Origin of the sequence: Sphingomonas sp. FUKUSWIS1 (genome assembly GCF_000733135.1) — a bacterium.
GTDB classification, from domain to species: Bacteria; Pseudomonadota; Alphaproteobacteria; order Sphingomonadales; family Sphingomonadaceae; genus Sphingomonas; species Sphingomonas aerolata.
This window is the reverse complement of the sequence record NZ_JPJC01000129.1, coordinates 1,266-14,260: the sequence shown is the minus strand read 5'-3', so window position 1 is coordinate 14,260 and position 12,995 is coordinate 1,266. Positions and strand designations below refer to the sequence as shown.

The following is a 12,995-nucleotide window of genomic DNA, read 5'->3' as shown; positions in this document are numbered from 1 at the left end:
CGGCTCGCCGCGAGCCTCGATTACGAGACCAATCTGCGCGCCGAGCTCGACATTTTGCGCGTGCATCACAAGATCGACCATCTGGTGCTCGCGCGGCTCGACGCGATTGAGGGAAAAATCGATGCTCTGGCGAAATCGGGTGCCGGAGCCTAAGAGCGGCGCATCAGCTATAGAGGCACAGATGGCAGGCCATTCCAAATATAAGAACATCATGCATCGCAAGGGTGCGCAGGACAAGAAGCGCTCGTCGGCGTTCAGCAAGCTCAGCCGGGAAATCACGGTCGCGGCCAAGATGGGCCTGCCCGATGTTGACATGAACCCGCGCCTGCGCGCGGCGGTGAATGCGGCCAAGGCGGCGTCGCTGCCCAAGGAGAACATCCAGCGCTCGATCGACAAGGCGAGCCGCGGCGACGCCGAGAACTACGAAGAGATCCGCTATGAGGGCTTCGGGCCGGGCGGCGTGTCGCTGATCATCGAGGCACTGACCGACAACCGCAACCGTACCGCAACCAACGTGCGCGTTGCGGTCGGCAAGAATGGCGGTAACCTGGGTGCCGGCGGGTCGGTCAGCCATGCGTTCGACCGCGTCGGGCTCATTTCCTATCCGGCGAGCGCGGGCGATGCCGACACGGTGTTCGAGGCTGCGCTTGAGGCGGGGGCCGAGGACGTGACGTCGAGCGAGGACGGGCACGAGGTCTGGACCGCGCAGGGCGATCTGCACGAAGTCGCCAAGGCGCTCGAGGCGAAGCTTGGCGAGGCCGAGGGCGCGAAGCTCGCCTGGCGGCCGCAGACCATGGTCGCGGTCGATGCGGACGATGCGGCGACGTTGTTCAAGCTGATCGACGCGCTCGACGATGACGACGACGTGCAGACGGTGTGGGGCAATTACGAGATCTCGGACGAGATCATGGAGACGCTGGGTTGAGCCAGTGAGAAGAAGGATTGGTTCGCGCGGAGACGCGGAGGCGCGGAGAGAGGTGCTTCGCGCACGCGTCTTCCGCGCCAGCGGCGTCACACCTGCAGGCAAGCCCGATGGCGTGAAAGTTGCGCTAACGCGCGACGAGAGCCGAGTGCGCACCCCCTCCGCGCCTCCGCGCCTCCGCGCGAACCAGTCTTCCTTCTTCGCATGATCATCCTCGGACTCGACCCTGGCCTCGGCACCACGGGCTGGGGTGTCATCCGTGCGGACGGTAACCGGCTGAGCCATATCGCCAATGGCCAGATCCGGACCGATCCCTCGATGGCGTTGCCGCGGCGGCTGACGGCGCTCTACTCTGCACTCCTCGACGTCATCCGCGCCGAGCGGCCCGATGGAGCCGCGGTCGAGGAGGTGCTCGGCAACACCAATGCGCAGTCGACGCTGAAGCTGGGGCAGGCGCGCGGCGTGGTGCTGCTCGCGGCGGCGGGGGCGGGGCTGCATATCGGCGAATACCACCCCTCGACCGTCAAGAAAGGCGTCGTCGGCACCGGCGGCGCGGACAAGAAACAGATTCAGGCGATGATGGCGGTGTTGCTGCCTGGCGCGAAACTCGCCGGCCCCGATGCCGCCGACGCGCTGGCGGTGGCGATCACGCACGCGCATCATGTCGCGAGCGCGGCGGCGCTGTCGCGACGTACGGGAGTAGGCGCATGATCGTCCATCTGAAGGGCCGGCTCGACTCGACCGGGATCGACCATGCGGTGATCGATGTCGGCGGCGTCGGCTATCTGGTCGGCGCGTCGGCACGCACGCTGTCGGCCCTCGGGCCGATCGGCGAGGCCTGCACCGTCTTCACCGAATTGCTGGTCGGCGAGGATTTCCAGCGGCTCGTCGGATTTTCGAGTGCGGACGAGCGCGACTGGTTCCGGTTGCTGACCGCGGTGCAGGGCGTCGGCGCGCGGGTTGCGCTCGCGATCCTGTCCGCGCTCGAACCCGTCGACCTGTCGCGCGCGATCGCCAGCGGCGACAAGGCGATGGTCGCGCGCGCGAACGGCGTCGGGCCGAAGCTCGCCCAGCGCATCGTCATGGAATTGAAGGACAAGGTCGGCGGGATCGCGCTCGGGCTCGGGCCCGCGGTGGTCAATGCGGCGCCGGGCGCGTCGGCGGACGCCGTGTCGGCGATGCTCAACCTGGGGTTCCGGCCCGCCGAGGCGAGCGTCGCGGTGGCGGCGGCGGACGAGGAACTGGGGCCGGGCGCGACGCTCGACGCGCTCGTCCGGCTGGCGCTGCGCAAGGCGTCGAAGCCCTAGTCTCAGTCGGTCTTCGGCCGTTTGGCGGACCGGCGGGGCGCGGGGCCGGGGCCGAACGCGTCGAGCGCATCGGCATTGGTGCGGCCCCAGTCGTAGAGCAGATTGACCGGCTCGACGAACCGCCTGCCGAGCGGCGTCAGACTATATTCGACCGCGGGGGGCATCGTCGCGAGCACGTCGCGCAGGATCAGCCCGCTGGTTTCCATGTCGCGCAGCGTCTGCGTCAGCATCTTCTTCGAAATGCCGGGCAGGCTGCGGTGGAGGACGCCGGTGCGCGCGCCGCCCTCGTGCCGCGCGTCGAGCGTGTGGAGGACCATGCTCGTCCATTTGGTCGCAAACAGGTCGAGCACCCGGCGCGGTGCGCAGTCCTCGCGCCAGTCGTCGGTCACGGGGGCAGGATCGGGGGCGAGATCAGAGTTGGGGGGCGTTGTCATACTGGGTTCCTGAACGTCGCTGGATCCCGAAAGGTGCCCGGGGCCCCGAATGGTGCCGTCTAGAACGCGTCGCTGGCGATGCCTAGCTACTGCGTTCAAGCGAAACGGAGAATGACGATGGCCCGGACGGCATTGGTGGTTGGCACGAGCGGTATTGTCGGCAGCGCGACGGCGGCGCTGCTGATCGAACAGGGATGGACGGTCCATGGCCTCGCGCGGCGTCCGTCCGACCAGCCCGGCGTGCACCCGGTCGCTGCCGACCTGACCGACGCGGCAGGCACCGCCGCCGCGCTGAAGGATCTTGCGCCCGACGCGGTGTTCGTCTCGACCTGGTCGCGCCAGGCGACCGAGGCGGAGAATATCCGCGTCAACGGCGCGATGGTCCGCAACCTGCTCGACGGCCTGCGTCCCGCCAAGTCGGTGCGGCATGTCGCGCTGGTGACAGGCCTGAAGCATTATCTCGGGCCATTCGAGGCATATGGTAAGGGCGTGCTGCCGCAGACGCCGTTCCGCGAGGAGCAGGGCCGGCTCGAGGTCGAGAATTTCTATTATGCGCAGGAGGACGAGGTGTTCGCGGCTGCCGAGCGCGACGGCTTCAGCTGGAGCGTGCACCGTCCGCATACGGTGATCGGCAAGGCGGTTGGCAATGCGATGAACATGGGGACGACGCTGGCGGCCTATGCGACGCTCTGCCGCGAGACCGGGCGGCCGTTCCGCTTTCCGGGATCGGCGGCGCAGTGGAACGGGCTGACCGACATGACCGACGCGCGTCAGCTCGCGGCACAGCTCGTCTGGGCAACGACGACGCCCGAGGCGGCGAACCAGGACTTCAACATCGTCAATGGCGACGTGTTCCGCTGGAGCTGGATGTGGTCGCGGATCGCCGACTGGTTCGGGATCGAGGCGGCGCCGTTCGACGGCACGATCGTCCCGCTTGAGGAACAGATGGCGGATGACGCGGTCGTGTGGCAGCGGATCGCCGAGCGCGAGGGGCTGGTCGAGGCCGATCTCACGCGTCTCGCCTCCCCGTGGCACACCGATGCCGATCTTGGTCGGCCGATCGAGGTCGTCACCGACATGGGCAAGAGCCGGCGGATGGGCTTTACGCGCTACCAGCCGACCGACGATGCGTTCTTCGACCTGTTCGCACAGCTCCGCGCGGACCGACTGATCCCGTGAATTCGGTAGGCCGGTCGGGCGGGACGCGCGCGACGGGGTGACAGGGGCGGGCGTGAACGGGTAGGGAACGGGTTTGATGACCGATGCCGAACGCCTGCTCACGCCAGCCCGCCGCCCCGAGGACGTGGATGCGGCGCTGCGCCCCAAGAATCTCGACGAATTTGTCGGGCAGAAGGCCGCGCGCGAGAATCTGCGGATCTTCATCCAGGCGGCCAAGGCACGCGGCGATGCGCTCGACCATGTGCTGTTCTTCGGGCCGCCGGGGCTCGGCAAGACCACGCTCGCACAAATCGTCGCGCGCGAGATGGGGGTGGGGTTCCGCGCCACCTCGGGGCCGGTGATCGCGAAGTCGGGCGACCTTGCCGCGCTGCTGACCAATCTCGAGGATGGCGACGTGCTGTTCATCGACGAGATCCACCGGCTGCAGCCCGCGGTCGAGGAGGTGCTGTATCCAGCGATGGAGGACCGCGCGCTCGATCTGATGATCGGCGAGGGGCCCTCGGCACGCAGTGTGCGGATCGACCTGCCGCGCTTTACTTTGGTCGGTGCGACGACGCGGCAGGGGCTGCTGACGACGCCGCTGCGCGATCGCTTCGGCATCCCGGTGCGGCTGCAATTCTATACCGTCGACGAGCTCGAGCGGGTGGTGACGCGCGCGGCTGGGTTGCTCGGGCTCGCGATTTCGAAGGACGGGGCGATGGAGGTGGCGCGGCGCGCACGCGGCACGCCGCGCATCGCCGGGCGGCTGCTCCGCCGGGTTCGCGACTTTGCCGATGTCGCGGGCGCCGAGATCGTCGATGCGCGCACCGCCGACGCCGCGCTCAACCGGCTCGAGGTCGATGCGCTGGGGCTCGACGCGATGGACCGGCGCTATCTGATGATGATCGCCGACATCTATCGCGGCGGGCCGGTCGGGGTCGAGACGCTGGCAGCGGGCCTCAGCGAACCGCGCGACACCATCGAAGAGGTGATCGAGCCCTATCTGATCCAGCTCGGCCTCGTCGCGCGGACCGCGCGCGGGCGGTGCATGAATGCGGGCGGGTGGAAGCATCTGGGCCTCAATCCGCCGGTCGGGAGCCAGGACGGGTTGTTCGACGTTTGAGGCAGGGCACGCAGCAATGACGATAGACCGGGCTTGCGCAGAAGAATACTTTTGTTGCGTGGCACCCAAGCGCTTGATCTGGTAGCTCCTCCCCATGCCCGTTTCGGCCGCCGCCTCCGCCCGCGAGATCCTCACCAGCCTTCACGACGTGATGGCCGCGCGCACGACCGCGCAAGCCAAGCTCAATTCGGTCGTCGGCATCATCGCCGCGGCGATCGATAGCGAGGTCTGTTCGATCTACCTCCTGCGCGAGGGCGTGCTCGAGCTGTTCGCGACGCGCGGCCTTGCACAGGAGGCGGTGCATGTCACCAAGCTGGCGCTGGGCGAGGGGCTGGTCGGCACGATCGCGCAGCAGGTCGAGGTGCTCAATCTCGACGAGGCGGCGAGCCATCCCGATTTCGCCTACAAGCCCGAGACCGGCGAGGAGCGCTATCACAGCTTTGCCGGGGTTCCGATCATCCGGCGCGAACGCGCGGTCGGCGTTCTTGCAGTGCAGCATGCCGAAACGCGCAAATATCAGGACGTCGAGATCGAGGCGCTGCAGACCGTCGCGATGGTGCTGAGCGAGCTGATCGCCAATGCCGGGCTGATCGACACCGCGGGCGGCGGATCGGATCGCCCGCAATCGACCGCGGCGATGCGGATCCCGGGGCAGAAGCTGGTGGACGGGATGGGCGCGGGCTTTGCCGTGTTCCACCAGCCGCGCATCCATATCGAGCATACCGTCGCCGAGGACACCGATGCCGAGCGGCACCGCGTCTATGCCGCGTTCGACAAGATGCGCGAAGGCATCGAGCGGATGACGCGCGAGGCCGAGTTCGGCGTCGGCGGCGAGCATGAGGAGGTCCTCGAGACCTACAAGATGTTCGCCTATGACGAGGGCTGGGCGCGGCGGATCAACGAGGCGATCGATTCCGGCCTGACTGCGGAGGCGGCGATCGAGCGCGTCCAGCAGCGTACCCGCCAGCGGATGCGGCAGATCGACGATCCGCTGCTCGCCGACCGGATGCACGATCTCGAGGATCTGGCGAACCGCCTGCTGCGGATCGTGTCGGGCCAGATGGGTACCGCCGCGCAGATGGGGCTCAGGCAGGACACGATCCTGATCGCGCGCAATCTGGGGCCGGCCGAATTGCTCGAGTATGACAAGCGCCGGTTGAAGGGCGTGATCCTCGAGGAAGGGTCGCTGACCGCGCACGTGACGATCGTCGCGCGGGCAATGGGCGTGCCGGTGCTCGGCCGTGTCCGCGACGTCCGGCGGTTGATCGCCGAGGGCGATCTGCTGCTGCTCGACAGTGCCGACGCCAATGTGTTCGCGCGACCCTCCGCGGCGATGGAGGAGGCGTTCGAGGCGCGACTTGCGCTGCGGCAGAAGCGCAGGGCGGCGTTTGCGGCGCTGCGCGACGTGCCGCCGATCACGAAGGATGGCCATCGGCTGACGCTGATGGTCAATGCCGGGTTGCGGGACGATGCGGCCGCGCTCGACATCACCGGTGCGGACGGGATCGGCCTGTTCAGGACCGAATTCCAGTTTCTCGTATCCGCGACGCTGCCGCAGCGCGAGCGCCAGCAGCGGCTGTACCGCGAGGTGCTGGAGGTGGCGGGCGATCGGCCGGTGATCTTCCGGACCGTCGATATCGGCGGCGACAAGGCGCTGCCCTATCTCAACAAGGCCGCCGCGGATGAGGAAAATCCGGCGATGGGCTGGCGCGCGCTGCGGCTGGGGCTCGAACGCGACGGGCTGATGAAGGTGCAGGCGCGCGCGCTATTGGAAGCAGCGGCGGGGCGCACGCTCAACGTCATGTTCCCGATGGTCAGCGAGCCCTGGGAGTTCGACGAGGCCAAGGCGCTGTTCGAGGCGCAGCGGAGCTGGCTGGCGGGGCGCGGGCGCAAGCTGCCGACGACGATCCGCTACGGCGCGATGCTCGAGGTGCCGGCACTTGCCGAGATGCTCGACATCCTGCTGCCCAAGATCCAGTTCCTGTCGGTCGGCACCAATGACCTGACACAGTTCCTGTTTGCCGCCGACCGCGCCAATCCCAAGCTCGCCGAGCGCTATGACTGGCTGAGCCCGTCGATTTTGCGGTTCCTTGCCCGGCTCGTCGAGCCTGCGCGCGCGGCCGGTGTCGATCTCGGCGTGTGCGGCGAGATGGGCGGGCGGCCGCTCGAGGCGATGGCGCTGGCGGGGATCGGGATCGACCGGCTGTCGATCACCCCGGCGGCGGTCGGGCCGATCAAGGCGATGGCGCGCTCGCTCGATCTGGCGGCGATCACCGCGAAGATGACGGCCCTGCTCGCCGATCCCCCGCGCGACATGCGTGCCGTGCTGACCGACTGGGCAACGGAAAACGGGGTCGAGCTGGCCTGACGCGCGGGTTTCGCTAGGGCCTTCGCGTTGACATGGGTTATTGGCTCTGGAACATGACCCGCCTTGATGGGCGCGCGCTACAGCCCATAATCGGAGACAAGAATGGACGACGTCGCAACCGGGCAGATCCCTCCGCCCGCCTCGCCCGAACGGGCCGGCGATATCCTGCGTGCAACGCGCGAGGCACAGGGGCTGACGATCGCCGATGTCGGGGGCCGGACGCGCGTGCCGCTGCGGCATCTCGAGGCGATCGAGGCGTCTGATTACGCGACTTTGCCGTCGTCGACCTATGCGGTCGGGTTCGCCAAGGCCTATGCCCGCGCGGTCGGCGCGGACGAGGTGCGGGTGGCCAATCTCGTGCGCGCCGAGCTCGGCAAGATCGTGCGCCGCACGCCCGAATACGAACCCTATGAAATGTCCGATCCGTCGCGCGTACCCTCGCGCGGCGTTGCGGTGATCGCGCTCGGCATCGCGCTGGCCGTGCTGATCCTGGTCGGCATCTGGTACGGGACCGACCTGTTCCGTGGCGGCGCGACCACGTCCGGGTCTGCGGCGGAATCGGTGGCGACGGTCGCCGAAGTGCCCAGCCCGACGCCGGCCTCCCCCGCAGCGGTGCCCGCGGCGCCGGCGCTGGAGACCGGGCAGGTCACGCTTGCCGCGACCGACGAGGTGTGGATGCGCGTCTATGATGCCGACAACAAGACGCTGTATCTGGGGACGATGAAGGCCGGCGACCGGTTCGACGTGCCGCGCGACGCGAAGGATCCGATGATCAACGTCGGTCGCCCGGACAAGCTGACGGTCACGCTCAACGGCTCGAACGTGCCGCCGCTGGGAACCGGCGAACGCGCGATCAAGGACGTCCGCGTCGGCGCCCCGGCGATTGCCGCACGGCTGAACGGCGCGCCTGCCGCGAGCGGTGGCGATGCCGTCGCCGAGGGGGCACCGGGCAATGCATCGGGAACGCCTTAAGGCTGGCGACAGGAATGATGTTGCAGCTATATCGCTCGTCTTATCCAGTGCCCCGGGGGGTATAGCCCATGCATAAGTCCATCATCGTCGGCATTCTGCTTGCCGGTGCATCGCTGCCCGTCGCGGCATCCGCACAGTCGAACGTCGAAGGTCGTGTCGGCAAGCTCGAAAGCGAGATGCGCGCGGTCCAGCGCAAGGTGTTCCCGGGCGGGGCAGGGCAGCTGCTGCAGCCCGAGGTGACGGGTCCGCAGACGACCGCAGGCCCCGGTCCTGGCACGCCCGCCACCAGCGCGGTCGCCGATCTGGCGCAGCGCGTGACCTCGCTCGAACAGCAGATTGCGTCGATGACCGGGCAGGTCGAGCAGACCGAGTACAAGATCCGCCAGCTGCAGGAGCAGTTCGACGCGTATCGGCGTGCAACCGACGACCGGATGAAGCTGATCGAGGCCGCCCGGACGAACAGCGCGCCCGGTGCAGCCGGAACGGCCGTCGAGGGCACGGGGGGGCCGGACGAGGACGCCGGGCCGCCGGCGCGGCCATCGGGGGCCACCGCCGCCGCGCGGCCAGCAAACGCAGTCGAGAAGCCGTCGACCGGCAATCCGGCCGAGGACGAGTATCTCTACGGCTATCGGCTGTGGGCGGCCAAGAGCTATGCCGAGGCGCAGACGCAGCTGAAGAAGGTGGTCGCGACCTATCCGAAGGACCGGCGCGCGAGCTATGCACAGAATCTGCTCGGCCGCGCCTATCTCGACGAGGGCAAGCCGAGCCTCGCGTCGATGGCATTCTACGACAATTACAAGAAGATGCCCGATGGTGAGCGGGCGTCCGAAAGCCTCTATTATCTCGGCCAGTCGCTGACCAAGCTGAACAAGTCCGCCGATGCGTGCAAGGTGTATGACGAGCTCAACGACGTCTATGGCGCCAAGCTCTCACGCGACATGACCGCCAAGGTCGCTGCCGGACGAGCCACCGCCAAGTGCAAGTGAGCGCAGATCGCGGCGTGTGGTGGCCGGCAGGATGAGCGATCCTGTCCTCACCGAGGAGGCCCAGCGTTTTGCAGCGGAGGTTGCAAGGCTTGGCGCGGGGCTGACATCGCCCGTGCTCGCGGTGTCGGGCGGACCCGACAGCATGGCGATGCTGACGCTCGCGCAGGAATCGCTCGGGACTGGTTTCACCGTGGCCAGCGTCGACCATCGTCTGCGCCCCGAAGCCGCGGGCGAATCGGCGATGGTGGCGGCGCATTGCGCGACGTTCGGCATCCGCCACGCGACGCTGGCACCGACCGAGCCGATCACCGGGGCGAGCATTCAGGCGCAGGCGCGCACCGTCCGCTATGCGCTGCTCGCGGACCATGCGCGCGCGATCGGTGCGGGATGCGTGCTCACCGCGCACCATGCCGACGACCAGGCCGAGACGTTCCTGATGCGCGCCGCGCGCGGGTCGGGACTGGCGGGGCTGGCAGGTGTGCGCGCCCGGACCGAGGTCGCGGGCATCCCCGTCATCCGGCCGCTGCTCGACTGGCGCCGGGCGGAGCTTCGCGCGATCGTCCGCCGCGCCGAGGTGCCGTTCTTCGACGATCCGTCGAACCACGACGATCGGCATGACCGCACGCGGTTTCGTCGGTTGCTCGGCGCGAACGAATGGCTGGGCACCCCCAATCTGGCGCGCGCGGCCGCGGCACTGGCGGAGGCGGATGCCGATGTCCGCGCTGCGGTCGAATGGCTCTGGGCCGACCGTGCGAAAGTCGCGGCGGGCGAGGTCCGGCTGACCGTCGGCGACGTGCCGCGCGAGCTTTTGCGCCGCATGGTCCGGCGCGCGATCGGCGTGGTGCGCGACGCGGTGACGGAGGCTGCGCGCGATGGCGCCGAGCCGGACGCGGTTGCGGCGATCGAGGGCGACTGGAGCGCGGCGGTCAATATCGAACGGCTGCTCGATGCGTTGATCGCGGGCAAGCGCGCGACTCAGGCGGGGGTGATCGCATCGCCGCGCGCGGGCGTCTGGCGCTTCCGTCCCGCGCCGCCACGTCGCTCGGTGTATATTCGTCCCGCGCGGACACATTGATTGCTGCCAAGTCGCGGCTTGTTCCATTGCCATTAACCTGCGCGCGCTTATCTTGTAGGTTCGAAAGGTATCCGGCACCCATGAACGACAATGACAATCGAGGGGACAACCGCGGCAACAAGCCACAGGGCCCCGAAAATGGCAGCCCGTGGATGAAGAGCCTGCTCATATGGGTCGGCATTCTTGTCGCGCTGGCGCTGTTCGTGACCATGTTCGACGGCCGCACCGCGACCTCGGGCGGCAACACGATCGCCTATTCGGCGTTCCTCGACAAGGTCGACGAGGGCACCGTCAAGGACGTGAACATCTCGCGCGACATCATCTCGGGTACGTTGTCGAGCGGCGAGAAGTTCAAGGCCTATCCGATCCAGGACGCGACGCTGGTTCCAAAGCTGCGCGAAAAGGGCGTGGCCATCAGCGCGAAGCCTGAGGAAGGGCCGTCGATGCTGGCGCTGCTCCTCTATCAGTCGCTGCCGTTCCTGCTGTTCCTCGGCATCGCCTTTTTCGTCTTGAAGCAGATGCAGAAGAATTCCGGGTCTGGCGCGATGGGCTTTGGCAAGAGCCGCGCGAAGATGCTGACGCAGAAGGAAGGCAAGGTCACCTTTGCCGACGTCGCGGGCATCGACGAAGCGCGTGAGGAGCTGGAGGAGATCGTCGAGTTCCTGAAGGACCCGACCAAGTTCGCCCGCCTCGGCGGCAAGATCCCCAAGGGCGCATTGCTGGTCGGCTCGCCGGGTACCGGCAAGACGCTGCTCGCCCGTGCGATCGCTGGCGAGGCGGGGGTGCCGTTCTTCACGATCTCGGGCTCCGACTTCGTCGAGATGTTCGTCGGCGTCGGCGCGAGCCGCGTGCGCGACATGTTCGAGCAGGCCAAGAAGTCCGCGCCGTGCATCGTCTTCATCGACGAGATCGACGCGGTCGGTCGCCACCGCGGTGCAGGCTTGGGCAACGGCAATGATGAGCGCGAGCAAACGCTGAACCAGCTGCTGGTCGAGATGGACGGCTTCGAGGCCAACGAAGGCATCATCATCATCGCCGCGACCAACCGTCCCGACGTGCTCGACCCTGCGCTGCTGCGTCCGGGCCGCTTCGATCGCCAGGTCGTCGTGCCGCGGCCGGATATCGAGGGCCGGATCAAGATTCTCGAAGTGCACATGAAGAAGGTGCCGCTGGCACCCGACGTCGATGCCCGCGTCATCGCACGTGGTACGCCGGGCTTCTCGGGTGCCGATCTCGCCAACCTCGTCAACGAGGCGGCGCTGCATGCGGCGCGCAAGGGCAAGCGCCTGGTGGCGATGGCCGAGTTCGAGGAGGCCAAGGACAAGGTCATGATGGGCGCCGAGCGTCGCTCCATGGTCATGACCGACGACGAGAAGCGGATGACCGCGTATCACGAGGCCGGCCATGCCGTCGTCGCGATGCACGAGGCCGCGTCGGATCCGATCCACAAGGCGACGATCATCCCGCGCGGTCGTGCGCTGGGCATGGTCATGCGTCTGCCCGAGCGTGACAGCTACAGCTATCACCGCGACAAGATGTACGCGAACCTCGCGGTGTCGATGGGTGGTCGTGTCGCCGAGGAGGTCATCTTCGGCTACGACAAGGTCTCGTCGGGCGCGAGCGGCGACATCCAGTACGCCACGGGTCTGGCACGCGACATGGTCACGCGTTGGGGCATGTCGGACAAGGTCGGGCCACTCGAATATGGCGAGCCCGAGGGTGAATCGTTCCTCGGTTACTCGTCGAGCCGTCCGTCGCGCATGTCGAACCAGACCGCGCAGCTGATCGACGACGAGATCAAGCGGATCGTCGAAGGCGGTCTCGATCGTGCCAAGCAGGTGCTGAGCGATCATGTCGACCAGCTCCACACGGTCGCGGGCGCGCTGCTCGAATATGAGACGCTGACGGGTGACGAGATCAAGCAGCTGATCGCTGGCGAAGATCTCGACCGGCCGGACCCGGGTGCGAAGGCAAGCCTCGTACCAAAGGCGGGGACGTCGATCCCCAAGACCCGGCGACCCAATGGGCCGTTCGGAACGCCGACCCCGCTAGGCGCCTGATCCGGTTCAGCGGCTAGTCAGCTAAATGCCTCCATGGGCGGTCTTTTCTTCGGAAAGGCCGCCCATGTCGTATGTGCTTCCCAAGGCCGTGATTGCCGCGATGCTCGTGGGCGGGATGGCGATGCCCGCGTCCGCGGCGATGACCGTGGGGACGTTTCTCGCCCGCGCCAATGCGTTGCGCGATCAGGGGCCGATGGCGCTGATGTCGCCCGACTTCCCGGCACTTAAGGCCGAGGCGAAGGCCGCGACGACGCAGCTGAAGGCCGAACGTGCAACGCGCGCCGCGGCAGGCAAGCCGCCGATCGCCTGCGTCCCCGAGGGGGAGTCGGTGGGAATCATGGACATGCTCGACGGCCTGTCGGACTTGCCGGCGAGTTATCAGAAGCGGCCGTTGAAGGACGGCTATGCGCGCGTGCTGGCAAACTTATACCCGTGTCGGTGAGCGCGTGAGCCGGACGCGGAGAGGGGCTCGTCGAGGCGAGGCCAAGCAATCGCTGGCGGCCAGGTCTACTCCGTCAGGCCGTGCAGCAGGATCAGCACGACGAACGCGATCAGCACGGTGAACGCGAAGGTGAGCAGCGCGACGGTGC

12 protein-coding genes are annotated in these 12,995 nt (G+C 67.7%); 11 read left to right on the top strand and 1 reads right to left on the bottom strand.

Translation table 11 applies throughout. The features are described from left to right. The first annotated feature begins 181 nt into the window (after positions 1-181). From sphsw_RS09030 to ruvA, 3 genes are all read left to right on the top strand, one after another. Positions 182-925 (top strand): YebC/PmpR family DNA-binding transcriptional regulator, encoded by a 744-nt coding sequence (locus sphsw_RS09030; RefSeq protein ID WP_031395214.1) that lies wholly within the window; start codon positions 182-184, stop codon positions 923-925. 201 nt (positions 926-1,126) lie between these two features. Continuing rightward, positions 1,127-1,633, top strand: coding sequence for a crossover junction endodeoxyribonuclease RuvC (gene ruvC / locus sphsw_RS09025; protein WP_031395213.1), 507 nt, complete (start codon positions 1,127-1,129; stop codon positions 1,631-1,633). Next, positions 1,630-2,229 carry a Holliday junction branch migration protein RuvA gene (ruvA, locus tag sphsw_RS09020; RefSeq protein WP_031440320.1) on the top strand — a complete coding sequence of 200 codons (600 nt, stop codon included), beginning with the start codon at positions 1,630-1,632 and terminating at the stop codon, positions 2,227-2,229. The genes ruvC and ruvA overlap by 4 nt, the downstream gene beginning before the upstream one ends. 2 nt (positions 2,230-2,231) lie before the next feature. Here ruvA and sphsw_RS09015 read toward each other — a convergent pair whose 3' ends face one another. Next, on the bottom strand, positions 2,232-2,663 hold the full coding sequence (locus tag sphsw_RS09015; RefSeq protein WP_042466957.1) for a winged helix-turn-helix transcriptional regulator: 432 nt from the start codon (positions 2,661-2,663) through the stop codon (positions 2,232-2,234). 117 nt (positions 2,664-2,780) lie between these two features. Here sphsw_RS09015 and sphsw_RS09010 point away from each other — a divergent pair, with 117 nt between their 5' ends. The 8 genes from sphsw_RS09010 (at position 2,781) to sphsw_RS08975 (ending at position 12,847) form a co-directional block, all read left to right on the top strand. Further along, complete coding sequence (locus tag sphsw_RS09010) at positions 2,781-3,842, top strand: SDR family oxidoreductase (RefSeq protein ID WP_031440318.1); 1,062 nt, start codon at positions 2,781-2,783, stop codon at positions 3,840-3,842. A gap of 76 nt (positions 3,843-3,918) precedes the next feature. After that, positions 3,919-4,944 (top strand): Holliday junction branch migration DNA helicase RuvB, encoded by a 1,026-nt coding sequence (gene ruvB / locus sphsw_RS09005; RefSeq protein WP_031440317.1) that lies wholly within the window; start codon positions 3,919-3,921, stop codon positions 4,942-4,944. A 94-nt stretch (positions 4,945-5,038) separates the two neighbouring features. Next, a complete protein-coding gene (ptsP, locus tag sphsw_RS09000; RefSeq protein ID WP_031396191.1) occupies positions 5,039-7,312 on the top strand; it encodes a phosphoenolpyruvate--protein phosphotransferase in 2,274 nt (757 codons plus the stop codon). A gap of 102 nt (positions 7,313-7,414) precedes the next feature. After that, positions 7,415-8,284 (top strand): helix-turn-helix domain-containing protein, encoded by an 870-nt coding sequence (locus tag sphsw_RS08995; protein ID WP_042466955.1) that lies wholly within the window; start codon positions 7,415-7,417, stop codon positions 8,282-8,284. A 68-nt stretch (positions 8,285-8,352) separates the two neighbouring features. Further along, on the top strand, positions 8,353-9,270 hold the full coding sequence (locus tag sphsw_RS08990) for a YbgF trimerization domain-containing protein (protein ID WP_031440315.1): 918 nt from the start codon (positions 8,353-8,355) through the stop codon (positions 9,268-9,270). A 31-nt stretch (positions 9,271-9,301) separates the two neighbouring features. Next, positions 9,302-10,345 carry a tRNA lysidine(34) synthetase TilS gene (gene tilS, locus sphsw_RS08985; RefSeq protein ID WP_031440314.1) on the top strand — a complete coding sequence of 348 codons (1,044 nt, stop codon included), beginning with the start codon at positions 9,302-9,304 and terminating at the stop codon, positions 10,343-10,345. A gap of 80 nt (positions 10,346-10,425) precedes the next feature. Next, entirely contained in the window at positions 10,426-12,405 is a 1,980-nt protein-coding gene (gene ftsH, locus sphsw_RS08980; protein ID WP_031440313.1) for an ATP-dependent zinc metalloprotease FtsH, read from the top strand. A 64-nt stretch (positions 12,406-12,469) separates the two neighbouring features. Next, positions 12,470-12,847, top strand: coding sequence for a hypothetical protein (locus sphsw_RS08975; RefSeq protein WP_235188337.1), 378 nt, complete (start codon positions 12,470-12,472; stop codon positions 12,845-12,847). The last annotated feature ends 148 nt before the right edge of the window (positions 12,848-12,995 follow it).